Source organism: Serratia sp. TSA_130.1 (assembly GCF_052691795.1).
On sequence record NZ_JBQZFS010000003.1, the window covers coordinates 382,773 to 399,990 of the forward strand.

A 17,218-nucleotide genomic window follows, 5' to 3' on the forward strand; every position below is an offset into this window, starting at 1 on the left:
GAAGCGGACGCCCAAGCTGAAGGCATATGGAGCGCGATCGTTGCGTCCACGCCCGTCTCGCTATTGAGATGCCGCCTTGTTGTTTAGAACAGTGGGAACGTTATGGATAAACTCACACCGCTCAAACCGCTTCCTTCCCTGTGCGCCCTTGCCGCCACGCTGATCATCTGGTTCCTCATTCCCGTGCCGGAGGGCGTTGCGCCCAACGCCTGGCAGCTGCTGGCGCTGTTTATCGGCACCATCATCGCCATCATCGGCAAGGCGATGCCGATCGGCGCGGTCTCGGTGATTGCCATCGCCCTGGTGGCGGTGACCGGCGTCACCAACCCCGGCAAGCCGGGCGCCGCGCTGGACGACGCGCTCAGCGGTTTTTCCAACCAGCTGATCTGGCTGATCGGCTTTTCTATCATGATCTCCCTCAGCCTGAACAAAACCGGGCTGGGCGCGCGCATCGGCTACTACTTTATCTCGCTGTTCGGTAAAAAAACGCTCGGCATCGCCTATGCATTGACGTTGGCGGAAACCACCCTGGCGCCGGTGACGCCGAGCAACACCGCGCGCGGCGGCGGCATCATTCACCCGATCATGAAATCGATCGCCGACAGCTTTGGTTCCAAACCCGAGCTCAATACCTCCGGCAAGATCGGCCGCTATCTGTCGCTGGTGAACTACAACATTAACCCGGTCACCTCGGCGATGTTTATCACCGCCACGGCGCCTAACCCGCTGATTGTCAGCCTGATCGCCAAAGGCACCCACGGCAGCTTCGAACTGTCCTGGTCGATGTGGGCGATTGCCGCCCTGGTGCCGGGGCTGTGTTCGCTGATCGTGATGCCGCTGGTCATTTATCTGCTGTACCCGCCGGAGGTGAAAAGCACCCCGGACGCGCCGCGTTTTGCCTGCGAAAAGCTGCAGGCGCTGGGGCCGGTGACGCTGCCGGAGAAAATTACTCTCGCGGTGTTCGCGCTGCTGTTGGTGCTGTGGGCCGGCATTCCGGCGATGATTTTCGGCCCGGCGCTGGCGGTCAATCCTACCACCGCGGCGCTGATCGGCCTGGCGGTGCTGCTGGCTACCGGGGTGCTGAGCTGGGAGGATGTGCTGAAGCATAAAGGGGCCTGGGATACCGTCGTGTGGTTCTCGGCGCTGGTGATGATGGCCAGTTTCCTCGGCAAGCTGGGGCTGATCGGCTGGCTGTCGCAGACCGTCGGCAACGGCATCGACCATATGGGCATGAGTTGGGTGGGCGGCACGATCTTGCTGACCATCATTTATCTGTATTCTCACTATTTCTTCGCCAGCACCACCGCGCACGTAACGGCGATGTTCGCCGCCTTCTTCGCTGCCGGCATCGCGCTCGGCGCGCCGCCGGCGCTGCTGGGCCTGATCCTGGCGTTCTCTTCTTCGCTGATGATGTCGCTGACGCATTACGGGACCGGCACCGCGCCGATCATCTTTGGCTCCGGCTATGTGACGTTGGGGGAGTGGTGGAAAGCGGGATGGGTGATGAGCGTGGTTAACCTACTGATCTGGATAGTGATCGGCGGCGCATGGTGGAAGCTGCTGGGCTACTGGTGAGGAAAAAATTCACCCGCCGGGCGGCGGGTGAAGGGGATTAATTCAGAAACGCCGGTTGCTGCGCTTCGTAGCGGGAGATGTCCGCTTCATGCTGCAGCGTCAGGCCGATGCTGTCCAGCCCGTTGATCATGCAGTGGCGGCGGAAGCTGTCTATTTCGAACGGATAGCTTTTGCCACCGGCGTTGACCGTCTGGTTCTCCAGATCCACCACGAACTCCGTACCCTCGTTGGCGTCAACCAGTTTGAACAGCTCATCCACCTGCTGCTCGCTCAGCGTGACCGGCAACAGCTGGTTGTTAAACGAGTTGCCGTAGAAGATATCGGCGAAGCTCGGCGCGATCACCACTTTGAAACCGTAGTCGGTCAGCGCCCAAGGGGCGTGTTCGCGCGAGGAGCCGCAGCCGAAGTTCTCCCGCGCCAACAGGATGCTGGCGCCTTTATAGCGCGGTTTGTTCAGCACGAACTCCGGGTTGGGTTGCTGGCCGGCATCGTCGAGGAAGCGCCAGTCGTTGAACAGGTGCTGGCCGAAACCGGTACGGGTCACCTTCTGTAAAAACTGCTTGGGAATAATGGCGTCGGTGTCGACGTTGGCCGCATCCAAAGGCACCACTAAGCCGGTATGTTGAGTAAATTTAGCCACGTTAGCCCCTTAGTGAATATCACGGATGTCAGCGAAGTGACCGGCGACGGCGGCCGCGGCGGCCATTGCCGGGCTGACCAGGTGGGTGCGCCCACCGCGGCCCTGGCGCCCTTCGAAGTTACGGTTGCTGGTGGACGCGCAGCGCTCGCCCGGATTCAGACGGTCGTTGTTCATCGCCAGGCACATCGAGCAACCCGGCAAGCGCCATTCGAAACCGGCTTCAATAAAGATTTTGTCCAACCCTTCGGCTTCCGCCTGGGCCTTCACCGGGCCGGAGCCCGGCACCACGATGGCCTGCACGCCGTTGGCGACCTTGCGCCCCTTGGCGATCGCCGCCGCCGCGCGCAGATCTTCGATGCGCGAGTTGGTGCAGGAACCGATGAACACTTTGTCGATCGGCACTTCGGTCAATTTGATGCCCGGCTTCAAATCCATGTAGGCCAGCGCTTTCTCGGCGGAGGCGCGCTCAACCGGATCGTTAAACGATTCCGGCGCCGGGATCGCCTGATTGACGGCGATCACCTGGCCAGGGTTGGTGCCCCAGGTGACCTGCGGCGCGATCTCTTCGGCGCGCAGCGTCACCACGGTATCGAACTGGGCGTCAGCGTCGGACTTCAGCGTGCGCCAGTAAGCGACCGCCTGCTCCCAGTTTTCACCGGTCGGCGCGAACTGACGCCCCTTCAGGTAGGCGAAGGTAGTGTCGTCCGGCGCGACCAACCCGGCTTTGGCGCCCATTTCGATCGCCATGTTGCACAGGGTCATGCGGCCTTCCATGCTCAATGCCTCGATCGCCTTGCCGCAGAACTCCACCACGTGGCCGGTGCCGCCGGCGCTGCCGGTTTTGCCGATCACCGCCAGCACGATGTCTTTGGCGGTAATGCCCTCGGCGGCATCGCCGGTGACCTCAATCTTCATGGTTTTGGCCCGGCCCTGCTTCAGGGTCTGGGTCGCCAGCACGTGCTCCACTTCGGAGGTGCCGATGCCGAACGCCAGCGAGCCGAAGGCGCCGTGGGTCGCGGTGTGTGAATCGCCGCAGACGATGGTCATGCCCGGCAGCGTCATGCCTTGCTCCGGCCCGATCACGTGCACGATGCCCTGGAACGGGTGGTTCAGGTCATACAGCGAAACGCCGAATTCCGCGCAGTTCTTGATCAGCTCCTGCATCTGGATGCGCGCCATCTCGCCGCTGGCGTTGATGTCTTTGGTCTGGGTCGACACGTTGTGATCCATGGTGGCGAAGGTTTTGCCGGGCTGGCGCACCTTGCGGCCCATGGCGCGCAGGCCGTCGAACGCCTGCGGCGACGTGACTTCGTGCACCAGGTGACGGTCGATATACAGCAACGGCGTCTCGTTCGGCGCTTCGTGCACCACGTGGGCGTCGTACAATTTCTGGTATAAGGTCTTGGCCATGTTATGCCCCCTGAGCTACAAAGCGAGCGATGATGTCGCCCATTTCATCGGTGCTGACGGCTTTGCCGTCACCGGCCAGATCGGCGGTGCGGTAGCCCTGTTCCAACGCCTGGTTGATGGCGCGCTCCACGGCGTCGGCCGCTTCATCGGCGCCCAGGCTGTAACGCAGCAGCAGGGTGGCGGACAGGATCTGCGCAATCGGGTTGGCGATGCCTTTGCCGGCGATATCCGGCGCGGAACCGCCCGCCGGTTCGTACAGGCCGAAGCCTTGCTCGTTCAGGCTGGCGGACGGCAGCATGCCCATCGAGCCGGTAATCATCGCGCACTCGTCGGACAGGATGTCGCCGAACAGGTTGGAACACAGCAGCACGTCGAACTGGGACGGATCCTTGATCAGCTGCATGGTGGCATTGTCGATATACATGTGCGACAGCGACACGTCCGGGTAATCCTTGGCGACCTGATTGACCACTTCACGCCACAAGATGGAGCTTTGCAGCACGTTGGCCTTGTCGATCGACGTCACCTTGTGGCGGCGCTTGCGGGCGGATTCGAAGGCGATGCGCGCGATGCGTTCAATCTCGAAACGGTGATACACCTCGGTGTCGAAGGCGCGCTCCTGCATGCCCTGGCCTTCGCGGCCCTTCGGCTGGCCGAAATAGATGCCGCCGGTCAGTTCGCGCACGCACAGAATGTCGAAGCCGCGGGCGGCGATATCGGCGCGCAGCGGGCAGAACGCCTCCAACCCTTGATACAGGCGGGCCGGGCGCAGGTTGCTGAACAGTTTGAAGTGCTTGCGCAGTGGCAACAGCGCGCCGCGTTCCGGCTGCTCGGCCGGCGGCAGGTGTTCCCATTTCGGGCCGCCCACCGAACCGAACAGGATGGCGTCGGCCTGCTCGCAGCCGGCGACGGTCGCCGCCGGCAACGGGCTGCCGTGGCGATCGATGGCGATGCCGCCGACGTCGTACTCGGCGGTGGTGATGCGAATGTCAAAGCGTTGACGCACCGCGTCCAACACTTTGCGCGCCTGAGCCATTACTTCCGGGCCGATGCCATCTCCGGGCAAGACGGCAATGTGATAAGTCTTCGTCATGTTCACACCGTTTCCTGATTATTTTGATGTTTGTTTTGCTGCAGACGCTGTTTTTCTTTTTCTACCTGCTGTGAGCGCCAAATATTGTTCAACACGTGCACCATCGCCTTGGCGGAGGATTCGACGATGTCGGTCGCCAGACCCACGCCATGGAAACGGCGGCCGTTATAAGAGACGACGATATCCACCTGGCCCAGCGCATCGCGCCCATGGCCTTTGGCGGTCAACTGGTACTTCACCAGTTCGATCGGGTAATCGGTGATGCGATTGATCGCCTGATAGACCGCATCGACCGGGCCGTTGCCGGTGGCGGCTTCGGCTTTCTCTTCGCCGCCGCAGATCAGTTTCACCGAGGCGGTGGCCATGATGCTGCTGCCGGACTGCACGCTGAAGTAACCCAGGCTGAAGTGTTCCGGTTCTTCCTGTTGTTTGTTGATGAAGGCCAGCGCCTCCAGGTCATAGTCGAACACCTGGCCTTTTTTGTCGGCCAGCTTCAGGAAGGCGGCGTACAGGGTATCCAGGTTGTAGTCCTGCTCCTGGTAGCCCATCTCTTCCATGCGGTGTTTCACCGCCGCGCGGCCGGAGCGGGAAGTCAGGTTCAACTGCACGTCTTTCAGGCCGATCGACTGCGGGGTCATGATTTCGTAGTTTTCGCGGTTCTTCAGCACGCCGTCCTGGTGAATGCCGGAGGAGTGGGCGAAGGCGTTGGCGCCGACGATCGCCTTGTTGGCCGGGATCGGCATGTTGCACAGCTGGCTGACGATCTGGCTGGTGCGGAAGATTTCCTGATGATTGATGTTGGTGTGCACGTTCATGATGTCCTGGCGCACCTTAATCGCCATGATCACCTCTTCCAGCGAACAGTTGCCGGCGCGCTCACCGATGCCGTTCAGGGTGCCTTCCACCTGACGGGCGCCGGCCTGGACCGCGGCAATGGAGTTGCCGACTGCCATGCCCAAATCGTCGTGGCAGTGTACGGAGATGATGGCTTTGTCGATGTTCGGCACGCGGTCATACAAGGTGGTGATGATGCCGCCGAACTGGTTTGGCGTGGTGTAGCCGACGGTGTCCGGAATATTGATGGTGGTGGCGCCGGCGTTGATGGCGGCTTCGACCACGCGGCACAGATTGTCGATCGGCGTGCGGCCGGCGTCTTCGCAGGAGAATTCCACGTCGTCGGTATAGTTGCGGGCGCGTTTGACCGAGCGTACTGCCATCTCCAACACTTCGTCGAACGAGCGCTTCAGCTTCGATTCGATGTGCAGGGTGGAGGTGGCCAGGAACACGTGGATACGGAACGCTTCAGCGACGCGCAACGCTTCGGCGGCCACGTCGATGTCTTTGTCCACGCAGCGGGCCAGGCCGCAGACACGACTGTTCTTGATCTGGCGAGCGATGGTTTGCACCGATTCGAAATCGCCCGGCGAAGAGACCGGGAAGCCGACTTCCATCACGTCAACGCCCATTCTTTCCAGCGCCAGCGCAATCTGAATCTTCTCTTTTACGCTCAGGCTGGCCTGCAATGCCTGTTCGCCATCACGCAGCGTGGTATCGAAAATAATGACTTGTTGGCTCATCGGTGCATTCCTTATCGTGTTGATTTCACGCTAAGCGGGCAAAAAAAAACCCGCGCAGTAGCGCGGGTTTCTTATGGATGATCGGCTGAGTCAGCTCCGAACTTCGTCCACAGGCATACCGCGCAAACAAGATGCGTTGAGTAGTAGGCCTAGTAGACGGTGAGTACGGATCATAATGGTTCAGCTTCTCTTAAATTGGGTGTCTGCCTAATTTGATACGTGATTGGCCTGGCGATGTCAACACCTGATTGAATGCGGGGACAATGCACCGGCTATGCGTCCAAACAGAGGATCATTCGGTAAAAATGCAGCGCTATAGAGAAAAAATGGGAGCAGTTTGCGCGCTGCTTAGCATAAACGAATCGAATATATACTGCGCTAATTGCTTCTGGATTTTGTTGGGTTAAGATTTGTGATGAAAAAATAAGGAGGATTAATCACGGGAGGAAACAAAATAACATTTTTAATGCGAATGATTTAAATTGAATTCATATGATTAATTGATTGTTTTAGTCATAATATAACAAAATAATGCGATTTTACACAAAGCGATTGATGTTTTTAGATGGTTTGATTGCTTATGATGTGTTTTTATAGTTTGTCTCATACAGTGGGGTTACGTTGTTTAATTGTATTAATCATTGTTAATACCTAATTATTAGTACCACCCAGGTGGCATTCTTCCTGCTGACGGTAGAAGTGACTGATATGCATTCCATATACGACTTAAATCGTGTCGATAACACGAGGTTTTTTATCGGCTGATGACGGTAATGGCAGGATTTGTCGTGCAAAGATAAGACAATGCGGCGTTTCATTGTTTGTCGAGCATAAGGATTAGATTATCTACACAGGATTTAGTGGAGTGAAATATGGCTGAATATGATTCAGAAATCGCCATGGTCAAAGAGCCGGCGGACATCCATTTGCGCAGCGTCGATCTTAATTTGCTGACGGTGTTTGACGCCGTGATGCAAATGCAAAATATTACGCGAGCTGCTAATTCGTTAGGGATGTCGCAGCCGGCGGTGAGCAACGCGGTAGCGCGTCTGAAGGTGATGTTCAACGACGAGCTGTTCGTGCGCTGCGGGCGCGGGATCCAGCCCACCATGCGGGCCAGGCAGCTGTTCGGGCCGGTGCGGCAAGCGCTGCAGCTGGTGCAAAATGAGTTGCCGGGATCTGAGTTTGAGCCGCTGACCAGCACGCGAGCGTTCTCCCTGTCCCTGTGCAGCCCGCTCGATTTGCGTCTGGGCGCCGGGATAATCAATCACGTCAAACAGATAGCGCCGCAGCTTAACCTGCAAATAAAGTCATACATTAACAATAATATTGAACATCAATTGCGTTATCAGGACGTCGAATTTGTCATCGGCTACAGCCGTTTCGAGTCGGCGGAGTTTCGCAGCCTGGCGATGTTCGACGACGAATTAGTGCTGGCGGTTGCGCAGGCGCACCCGCGAATAGGGGAGGAGGTGACGCCGGAACACATGTTGGCCGAACAGCATGCGGCGGTTTCCCTGGAAAGTTTTGGATCGTTCAGTAAACCTTTCTATTTAGAGGAGCCGATGCTGCGCGCCGTGACACAACAGTGCACGGACCTCTACAGCGTGTTGAATATGGTGTCGCAAACGGAAATGGTGGCGATTGCGCCCGCCTGGTTGGTGCGGCAACAGACGGAGGCGTTGAAAATAAAGGCGGTTCCTTTGTGCGCCAATCACAATAAAGCGACCTGCTATCTTTCCTGGCATGAATCCTCCGAACGGGATAAAGGGCACCAGTGGATGAAGTCCGTCCTGATTGAGGCGGGTAACCCAAAGTAAAGCGATAAAAAATGGGGATATATAAAGATAATATTCAACTGAGCGTTTTTTTCTCATGATAAAAACTAAGAACTATCTGGGTTTTTATTAAGATGTTTCTTGGTTTTGCGGCGATTAAATAACTTGTTTTCAGGGTGAGTTGGTTCGTTTACCAAAAATAATTAATATAAATTAATATTCTGATTTTTACTTTACGACTGGTATTTTTAACTAACTCGATGCGGCGGCCCGGATGGGCCGCGTTTTATTGCCGCCAGCAAACCTTTTCCTTCCCGTTCTGTCCAACCCATGAAAGCGCGAAAGCCGGCCTGAGTTTTGGCTCACACTTCTACGCTGAAATCGCTTTTCCCCCTGCCTGAGAGTAGGTAGACTGCGCGGAAAAAAGTAAACACGTGTAAGCTGAGATGAGGGCCGTAAGGCGTCGTTCAGGCTTAACTGTATGATTCATTTCAGGCTTAGAGCACTATGATCACTAATCTGCTGCAATACCATTTGATCCATCGTATACAGCATCAAATCATCCACCGAGCCGATCGCACAGCTTTTCGCCAATGGTCGCCCAACGGCGAGTTTCAACTGACCTGGGAAGAGGCCGCCGTTCGCATCGATCGCATTGCCGCCGGGCTGTTGGCCCTGGGGGCCGAAGTGCAAGAGCGCATCGGCATTTTCGCCAATAACGGCATGGCCTGGTCGCTGGCCGATCTCGCGATTCTCCACCTGCGCGGCGTCAGCGTGCCGCTCTATTCCACCAATACGCCGGCGCAGGCGGCCTTCGTCATCAACGACGCCGACATTCGCATACTGTTCGTCGGCGAACAGGCACAGTTGGACGCGGCCATCGCGCTGCGCGGCGTTTGCCCACAGCTGCGCCATATTATCGTGTTTGACCAAGATGCCGACCTGCGCGGCTGCGAGATAGCGCGACACCTGAGCGCCTTCGAGCATGCCGCCGATCCGACGGCTTTTATCGCTCAACGTCGGCAGCGCATTGAAGAGTGCGACCTGCAGGACCTCTTCACCCTGATCTATACCTCGGGCACCACCGGCGAGCCCAAAGGGGTGATGCTGGATTACCGCAACCTGGCGGCGCAGCTCTACCTGCATGATGAGAGACTGACGGTCGGCGAAGAGGATGTGTCGCTCAGTTTCCTGCCGCTGTCGCATGTGTTCGAGCGTGCCTGGAGCTTCTTTGTCATGCATTCCGGCGCGCAGAACGTCTTCCTGCCGAACACCGACTGGGTGCGGGAAGCGATGGGGCAGGTTCGCCCGACGCTGATGTGTGCGGTACCGCGTTTCTACGAGAAGATTTTCAGCGCGGTGCATGAAAAAGTGGCGCGCGCGCCTTGGCTGCGCCGCGCGCTGTTCCACTGGGCGATCGTCTGCGGGGAGCGCAAGTTCCTTCAGGAGCGGGCCGGCAAACCGTTGGGTAAACTGTTCGAACTCTCTCATCGCTGGGCCGACAAGCTGGTATTGAGCAAGCTGCGCGGCATCCTCGGCGGCCGGGTGCGCTTCCTGCCGGCGGCGGGCGCCAAGCTGGATGACAATGTGATCCTGTTTTTCCAGGCGATGGGCGTCAATATCAAGTACGGCTATGGCATGACCGAAACCTGTGCGACCGTGTCCTGCTGGGAAGAAGGGCATTTCCGCTTCGGCTCTATCGGCAAACCGCTGCCGGAGGTCGAGGTGCGCATCGGTGAAGAAAATGAAATCCAGGTGCGCGGGCCGATCGTGATGCGCGGCTATTTCAACAAACCGTTGGAAACCGCCGCGACCTTTACCGCAGACGGCTGGCTGAAAACCGGCGATGCCGGGGCGATCGATGAAGAGGGCAATCTGTTCATCACCGAGCGCCTTAAGGATTTGATGAAAACCTCCGGCGGCAAATACATCGCGCCGCAGATGCTGGAAGGCACGCTGGCGCAGGACCGCTTTATCGAGCAGGTGGCGATCATCGCCGATGCGCGCAAGTTCGTTTCCGCGCTGATCGTGCCGTGCTTTGAGTCGCTGGAAGAGTACGCGAAGTCAGTCAACCTGAAGTATCAGGATCGCCTGGAGCTGCTGCGCAACGGTGAAATCCTCGAGATGTTCGAAAAGCGTCTGCGCGAGATGCAAAAGGAGCTGGCGCGCTTCGAGCAGGTGAAGAAGTTCACGCTGCTGCCGGCGGCCTTTTCCATGGAGCTGGGGGAGCTGACGCCAACGCTGAAGCTGCGCCGCAAAGTGATCCTGCAGCGCTATCAGCGTGAAATCGACTCCATGTATCAGGAACAGGGCTGAGGCCGCCGCCGGACCGCGCGTTCGGCGAAAAAAACGGCATATTCTTCACCTGATTTAGTTCTGTAATTTTCCCTCTGTTCGAAACAATGCCTAGCCTGACGCCCCTGGGGCTAGCGCATTGTTTTTATAAAGTCGCGATCTCCAGCCGCTTGGCAATAACCCGCCGTCGTTAAGCCATTTTGCCGTTTGCCTGCCCCATATTCTGACGTTATGTTAATTCGATAGCGACAACCCATAAAAATTTAGGGGCATTGCCCCGCAGCAGGCGCTACGTTCCGGCGCCAGAGAAGAATAAGCAAGCCTGGAGGCAAACCCATGGAGATGTTGTCAGGAGCCGAGATGGTCGTCCGATCGTTGATCGATCAGGGCGTTAAACATGTATTCGGCTACCCCGGCGGGGCGGTGCTCGATATCTACGACGCCCTGCATACGGTCGGAGGGATCGATCATATTCTGGTGCGCCACGAGCAAGGTGCGGTGCACATGGCCGACGGTTACGCGCGCGCCACCGGCGAAGTGGGCGTGGTGCTGGTGACCTCCGGCCCCGGCGCCACCAACGCCATTACCGGTATCGCTACCGCTTATATGGACTCGATCCCGATGGTCGTCCTGTCGGGGCAGGTGCCCAGCTCGCTGATCGGCTACGACGCCTTCCAGGAGTGCGATATGGTGGGGATTTCTCGGCCGGTGGTGAAACACAGCTTCCTGGTGAAACGCACCGAAGACATCCCGGCGGTGTTGAAGAAGGCCTTTTACCTGGCCTCCAGCGGCCGCCCCGGCCCGGTGGTGATCGATCTGCCGAAAGACATCGTCGGCCCGGCGGTGCGGATGCCTTATGCCTATCCGCAGGACGTGAGCATGCGTTCTTACAACCCGACGGTGCAGGGCCACCGCGGGCAAATCAAACGCGCGCTGCAAACCATTCTGGCGGCCAAAAAGCCGGTGATGTACGTCGGCGGCGGCGCGATCAACGCTGGCTGCGAAGCCGAACTGTTGGCGTTGGCGGAGCAGTTGAACCTGCCGGTGACCAGCAGCCTGATGGGGTTGGGGGCCTTCCCCGGTACCCACCGCCAGAGCGTTGGCATGCTCGGCATGCACGGCACCTATGAAGCCAATAAAACCATGCACCATGCCGACGTGATCTTCGCCGTCGGCGTGCGTTTCGACGATCGTACGACCAACAATCTGGCCAAATACTGTCCGGATGCCACCGTGCTGCACATCGATATCGATCCGACCTCGATCTCCAAAACGGTGGACGCCGATATCCCGATCGTCGGCGATGCCAAGCAGGTGCTGGTGCAGATGCTGGAGCTGCTGGCGCAGGACGAGAAAGCGCAGGATCACGATGCGCTGCGCGATTGGTGGCAGTCTATCGAGCAGTGGCGCGCCCGCGACTGCCTGGGCTACGACAAAAACAGCGGCACCATCAAGCCGCAGGCGGTGATTGAAACCCTGCATCGCCTGACCAAAGGCGACGCCTATGTGACCTCGGACGTCGGCCAGCACCAAATGTTCGCCGCGCTCTATTATCCGTTCGACAAACCGCGCCGTTGGATCAACTCCGGCGGCCTCGGCACCATGGGCTTCGGCCTGCCGGCGGCATTGGGCGTCAAGCTGGCACTGCCGGAGGAAACCGTGGTGTGCGTGACCGGCGACGGCAGCATTCAGATGAATATTCAGGAGCTGTCCACCGCGCTGCAATATAACCTGCCGGTGGTGGTGGTGAACCTCAACAACCGCTATCTGGGCATGGTCAAGCAATGGCAGGACATGATTTATTCCGGCCGTCATTCGCAGTCTTACATGGATTCACTGCCGGACTTCGTCAAGCTGGCCGAGGCTTACGGCCATGTCGGTATCGCCATCCGCACGCCGGATGAGCTGGAAAGCAAGCTGGCGCAGGCGCTGGCGGAAAAAGAGCGGCTGGTGTTCGTCGACGTGACCGTCGATGAAACCGAACATGTCTACCCGATGCAGATCCGCGGCGGAAGCATGGACGAAATGTGGCTTAGCAAAACGGAGAGGACCTGATCATGCGCCGTATTTTATCTGTCTTGCTGGAAAACGAATCCGGCGCCCTGTCGCGCGTGGTGGGGTTGTTCTCCCAGCGCGGTTACAACATCGAGAGCCTGACGGTGGCGCCGACCGACGATCCGACGCTGTCGCGCATGACTATCCAGACCGTCGGCGACGAGAAAGTGCTGGAGCAGATTGAGAAGCAGTTGCACAAGCTGGTGGACGTGTTGCGCGTCAGCGAGCTGGTGCAGGGCGCTCACGTTGAACGCGAGATCATGCTGGTGAAGCTGCAGGCCAGCGGCTACGGCCGTGAAGAGGTGAAACGCTGCGCCGATATTTTCCGTGGCCAGATCGTCGATGTGACGGCGACGCTGTATACGGTGCAGCTGGCCGGCACCAGCGACAAGCTGGACGCCTTCCTGAGCGCGGTGCGTGAAGTGGCGGAGATTGTGGAAGTGGCGCGTTCCGGCGTGGTCGGCGTGTCGCGCGGCGACAAAATCATGCGCTGAGCGCGGTCTGGCGGCGAATAATCGGGGGCGCGGCGTGGCTGCGCCCTTTGTTTTTCGGCCTTTTTTGCCCGATTGCCGGCACCTTTCGGCAAAAGCGGTTGCTAGGTAGTGTTTTCTGCTGTTAGATCGCAGAGGCTGGATTGAATAACCGCACGGGATGCCATGGTTAATCCGAGCACAGCCTTCACTTCTATTTTCAGCGTCATTAAGGGGTTAATGTGAAACTGGATGAAATCGCGCGTCTCGCGGGCGTTTCGCGCACGACGGCCAGTTATGTCATCAACGGCAAGGCGAAGCAGTATCGTGTCAGCGATAAAACCGTCGAGAAAGTGATGGCCGTGGTCAGGGAGCATAACTATCACCCGAATGCCGTCGCGGCGGGGCTGCGCGCCGGGCGCACCCGTTCTATCGGCCTGGTGATCCCGGATCTGGAAAATACCAGCTATACCCGCATCGCCAACTACCTGGAGCGCCAGGCGCGCCAGCGGGGTTACCAATTGCTGATCGCCTGTTCCGAAGATCAGCCGGACAACGAAATGCGCTGCATTGAGCACCTGCTGCAGCGTCAGGTGGACGCCATCATCGTCTCCACCGCCTTGCCGCCGGAGCATCCTTTCTATCAACGCTGGGCCAACGATCCGCTGCCGATCATCGCGCTGGACCGCGCGCTGGATCGCGAGCATTTCATCAGCGTTGTGGGCGCCGATCAGGAAGACGCTTTTGCGTTGGCGCAGGAGCTGCGCACCTTCCCGGCGGAGTCGGTGCTGTACCTAGGCGCCTTGCCGGAGCTTTCGGTCAGCTTCCTGCGTGAGCAGGGCTTCCGCCAGGCCTGGCAAGAGGATCCCCGCCACGTCGATTACCTGTACGCCAACAGCTACGAACGCGAAGCCGCCGGCGCGTTGTTTGCCGAATGGTTGAAAGCGCACCCGATGCCGCAGGCGCTGTTTACCACGTCGTTCTCTTTATTGCAGGGCGTGATGGACGTGACGCTGAAGCAACGCGGCCGCTTGCCGACCGATCTGGCGATCGCCACCTTCGGCGATCATGAACTGTTGGATTTCCTTGAGTGCCCGGTATTGGCGGTAGCGCAGCGCCATCGCGACGTGGCCGAACGCGTGCTGGAACTGGTGCTGGCCAGCCTGGACGAGCCGCGTAAACCCAAGCCGGGGCTGACGCGCATTCGCCGCAATCTGTTCCGCCGCGGCAGTCTGAGCCGCAAGTAGTTTGGCTGACAGGGGCCCGCGTTGGCGGGCTCCTTTAGACGTAATCCGCTACCCGAAACAGCCGCCGGCAGTACTCCAGGAAGTAACCATACACCACGCCCATCGCCATGGAGACCAGCGCATTGCTGGTTACCGCCGCCAGCATTTGTTGGCTGTCGGCGCCCACGCTCCATAAAATTGCAGCATAAACCGGCGACTGGAAGCTGACATAGGCCAGCAGATCGGCGAGATTGCGCAGTAGGAACTGGCCGTGCGGGCAGCGGCGCGCCGTGCGGATAAACAGATCGCGATAGCGGCCATAAGGCCAGGCGATCAGAATGTTGACCGGGATCGACAACAGGCGTGAAGAGAGGGATTGCTGGAAGCTCATGCCGGAGATCAACACTTCAATCGCCATACCGGCGATAAAGCAGTACACCACCAGTGCAAACGTATCGGCAGCGGCGCTGCGCCAGTGTGCGGCGGGCGAAAGCATGTATCTCTCCCTTGTGTTAATGTGCTGTTAATTTTATAATTTGTGGTTGTTAATTCTGGTTTTTTGCTTTTTATATAGTTTACTGATCTGGTTTGTGTTTTTTAACTAGGTTTATATTTTTATTTTTAACATTTGTTCGGTTTTTGTCCCGCAGGGCCGGGGCGCAGGAAGGGATGGAGAGATTAAAATCGGTGTTTTTAAATAAACCTATTAAAAACATGCTGTTGCGATTTTTTGTGTCCGCGGGGGGATTTTTCCGGCAAAAATTGTGGAAATAAAGGTGTAAGAAAATGAAACCATAATTGTAAACAGGTGTTTTGGGAATAATCTTACCAAATTGATTTAAATCGAAATTACTTCTGCTCGTAATATCCGAGCCATTTATTTTCGCCGTGCTCTCATCATGGCGGTGCAAATTGAAGTAAAATAGCGCGCAGTTTCACGGTGAATAACGATTGAGCGTTATTAACTCAAGGAGTTATAGCCTTATTCTGCGGTCGACTCGTCAGGCGCCGAGCCTTGGCGCGCGCGGGGCGGCAGCGGTTACAGCCCTGAGATTGCCGAGCTGAAAAATGAGACATGGCTTGCAGAAGGAAGTAATGAGTTAATTAATCGCCAGTTCGTCAGGTTTTTAATCAGATTCTTTCCGCCTAGAAAATTCTCTCCGTTTATCATGGTGTTAATTTTTAATCGTCGAATAATCAGAGTTTCTTTCGCGAGTCAGCTCCCAAAATGACCAGAGAAATATTGCCAAAGCGCTGGCGCTCTGGCTTGACAAGGTTTTCATACCCTCCGTAAACTCCATTGTGTGGGAATTTGTGGGGTAAAGTGGTGAAAACGGTCACTAAGGGGTAGCTCAGGAATGTTCCGTGGAGCGACGATGGTCAACCTCGACAGCAAAGGGCGGCTCGCCGTACCTACCCGATATCGGGAATTGCTCAACGAGGAATCGCAAGGCCAAATGGTCTGTACCATTGACCTTCATCAGCCCTGCCTGCTGCTTTATCCTTTGCCCGAATGGGAAATTATTGAACAAAAATTATCACGTCTGTCGAGCATGAATCCCGCCGAGCGCCGCGTTCAGCGCCTGCTGTTGGGACATGCCAGTGAGTGTCAGATGGATAGTGCCGGTCGTTTGCTGTTAGCCAGTACGCTGCGGCAACACGCCGGGCTCACGAAAGAAGTGATGCTGGTCGGTCAGTTCAACAAGTTTGAACTGTGGGATGAACAGACCTGGTATCAACAAGTCAAGGATGATATTGACGCTGAACAGTCGACTCAGGAACCGTTGTCTGAGCGGCTACAGGACTTGTCGCTATAAGCATGTTGGAAAACTATAAACACACCACCGTCCTGCTGGACGAAGCCGTCAACGGCCTCAATATCCGCAGCAACGGCATATATATCGACGGTACTTTTGGTCGCGGTGGCCATTCTCGTCTGATTCTGTCCCAACTGGGGCCGGAAGGGCGCTTGCTGGCAATTGACCGTGACCCTCAGGCGATTGCAGCCGCCAAATCTATTGAAGATCCTCGTTTTACCATCGTACACGGCCCATTTTCCGAGTTGTCGCACTATGTGCGGGAGCGCGAGCTGGTGGGCAAGATCGACGGCGTTCTGCTCGATCTGGGCGTTTCCTCGCCGCAGCTTGACGACGCGGAGCGCGGGTTCTCCTTTATGCGCGACGGTCCGCTGGACATGCGCATGGATCCGTCCACCGGCCTGTCTGCCGCAGAGTGGCTGATGAAGGCCGAAGCGGACGACATCGCCTGGGTGCTGAAAACCTTCGGCGAAGAGCGTTTCGCCAAGCGCATCGCGCGCGCCATCGTCGAAAGAAACCGCGTGGAGCCGATGACGCGCACCAAAGAGCTGGCGGATCTGATCGCCGATGCCAGCCCGTTCCGTGAAAAGCACAAGCATCCGGCGACGCGCAGCTTCCAGGCGATCCGCATTTATATCAACAGCGAGCTGGAAGAGATCGAGCGTGCGCTCGACGGCGCGCTGGAAGTGCTGGCCCCGCAGGGCCGTTTGTCGATCATCAGCTTCCATTCGCTGGAAGACCGCATCGTCAAACGCTTTATGCGACACCACAGCCGCGGCGCCCAGGTGCCGGCGGGCATTCCGTTGACCGAGGAGCAACTGCGCGGCATGGGCGGGCGAACGCTGAAAGCGCTGGGCAAAATGATGCCGTCGGAAGCGGAAGTGGCGGACAACCCGCGTGCGCGCAGCTCGGTGCTGCGCATTGCTGAGAGGATGCCCGCGTGATTGGCAACGAACGTCACGGCCTGGTCGGGGTGATTGGCGGCGATCTGCTGCGCAACGCCAAGATCCCCATGATTTTACTGATTGCGTCACTGGTCTCCGCGATTTTCGTGGTGACCACCGCGCACCGCACCCGCCTGCTGACCGCCGAACGCGAGCAGCTGGTTCTGGAGCGCGATGCGCTGGATATCGAGTGGCGCAACCTGATTTTAGAAGAGAACGCCCTCGGCGATCACAGCCGGGTTGAACGTATCGCGACAGAAAAACTGCAGATGCAACACGTTGATCCATCGCAGGAAAATATCATCGTTAAACAATGAATGGTTTAACCGGAATAATGA

Annotated in this window: 14 protein-coding genes; 9 read left to right on the forward strand and 5 right to left on the reverse strand. The window is 57.7% G+C overall.

Annotated elements, in window-relative coordinates; genetic code table 11:
- Positions 1–102 precede the first annotated feature (102 nt).
- Positions 103–1,575, forward strand: a complete 1,473-nt coding sequence (locus tag ACUTQY_RS14890; protein WP_047572680.1) for a DASS family sodium-coupled anion symporter — start codon at positions 103–105, stop codon at positions 1,573–1,575.
- Positions 1,576–1,612: 37 nt separating this feature from the next.
- On the opposite strand, the gene leuD is transcribed toward ACUTQY_RS14890, so the two are convergent.
- Genes leuD through leuA form a run of 4 tightly spaced genes read right to left on the reverse strand, consistent with a single transcriptional unit; the run spans position 1,613 to position 6,295 of the window.
- Positions 1,613–2,215 (reverse strand): 3-isopropylmalate dehydratase small subunit, encoded by a 603-nt coding sequence (gene leuD / locus ACUTQY_RS14895; RefSeq protein WP_025159634.1) that lies wholly within the window; start codon positions 2,213–2,215, stop codon positions 1,613–1,615.
- A gap of 9 nt (positions 2,216–2,224) precedes the next feature.
- Positions 2,225–3,625, reverse strand: coding sequence for a 3-isopropylmalate dehydratase large subunit (gene leuC, locus ACUTQY_RS14900; RefSeq protein WP_033651676.1), 1,401 nt, complete (start codon positions 3,623–3,625; stop codon positions 2,225–2,227).
- Between the two features lies 1 nt (position 3,626).
- On the reverse strand, positions 3,627–4,718 hold the full coding sequence (leuB, locus tag ACUTQY_RS14905) for a 3-isopropylmalate dehydrogenase (RefSeq protein WP_025159635.1): 1,092 nt from the start codon (positions 4,716–4,718) through the stop codon (positions 3,627–3,629).
- Between the two features lie 2 nt (positions 4,719–4,720).
- On the reverse strand, positions 4,721–6,295 hold the full coding sequence (gene leuA, locus ACUTQY_RS14910; RefSeq protein WP_033641848.1) for a 2-isopropylmalate synthase: 1,575 nt from the start codon (positions 6,293–6,295) through the stop codon (positions 4,721–4,723).
- An 872-nt stretch (positions 6,296–7,167) separates the two neighbouring features.
- Here leuA and leuO point away from each other — a divergent pair.
- The 5 genes from leuO (at position 7,168) to cra (ending at position 14,140) form a co-directional block, all read left to right on the forward strand.
- Entirely contained in the window at positions 7,168–8,115 is a 948-nt protein-coding gene (gene leuO, locus ACUTQY_RS14915) for a transcriptional regulator LeuO (protein WP_033641849.1), read from the forward strand.
- A gap of 465 nt (positions 8,116–8,580) precedes the next feature.
- Complete coding sequence (locus tag ACUTQY_RS14920; RefSeq protein ID WP_046688229.1) at positions 8,581–10,389, forward strand: AMP-dependent synthetase/ligase; 1,809 nt, start codon at positions 8,581–8,583, stop codon at positions 10,387–10,389.
- A gap of 315 nt (positions 10,390–10,704) precedes the next feature.
- A complete protein-coding gene (ilvI, locus tag ACUTQY_RS14925) occupies positions 10,705–12,423 on the forward strand; it encodes an acetolactate synthase 3 large subunit (protein ID WP_028127857.1) in 1,719 nt (572 codons plus the stop codon).
- A gap of 2 nt (positions 12,424–12,425) precedes the next feature.
- Positions 12,426–12,917, forward strand: a complete 492-nt coding sequence (gene ilvN, locus ACUTQY_RS14930; RefSeq protein WP_004932806.1) for an acetolactate synthase small subunit — start codon at positions 12,426–12,428, stop codon at positions 12,915–12,917.
- A gap of 218 nt (positions 12,918–13,135) precedes the next feature.
- Positions 13,136–14,140: a catabolite repressor/activator gene (gene cra, locus ACUTQY_RS14935; RefSeq protein WP_033641851.1), complete on the forward strand. Its 1,005-nt coding sequence runs from the start codon at positions 13,136–13,138 to the stop codon at positions 14,138–14,140.
- 34 nt (positions 14,141–14,174) lie between these two features.
- On the opposite strand, the gene ACUTQY_RS14940 is transcribed toward cra, so the two are convergent.
- Positions 14,175–14,615 (reverse strand): L-alanine exporter AlaE, encoded by a 441-nt coding sequence (locus ACUTQY_RS14940; RefSeq protein WP_046688230.1) that lies wholly within the window; start codon positions 14,613–14,615, stop codon positions 14,175–14,177.
- A gap of 862 nt (positions 14,616–15,477) precedes the next feature.
- On the opposite strand from ACUTQY_RS14940, the gene mraZ reads away from it, so the two are divergent.
- From mraZ to ftsL, 3 genes are read left to right on the forward strand one after another with little or no spacing between them, the layout of a single operon-like run.
- Positions 15,478–15,936, forward strand: a complete 459-nt coding sequence (mraZ, locus tag ACUTQY_RS14945) for a division/cell wall cluster transcriptional repressor MraZ (RefSeq protein WP_004932796.1) — start codon at positions 15,478–15,480, stop codon at positions 15,934–15,936.
- Between the two features lie 2 nt (positions 15,937–15,938).
- Complete coding sequence (gene rsmH / locus ACUTQY_RS14950) at positions 15,939–16,880, forward strand: 16S rRNA (cytosine(1402)-N(4))-methyltransferase RsmH (RefSeq protein ID WP_004932794.1); 942 nt, start codon at positions 15,939–15,941, stop codon at positions 16,878–16,880.
- Positions 16,877–17,197, forward strand: a complete 321-nt coding sequence (gene ftsL, locus ACUTQY_RS14955) for a cell division protein FtsL (protein ID WP_033651674.1) — start codon at positions 16,877–16,879, stop codon at positions 17,195–17,197. The genes rsmH and ftsL overlap by 4 nt, the downstream gene beginning before the upstream one ends.
- Positions 17,198–17,218: the final 21 nt, after the last annotated feature.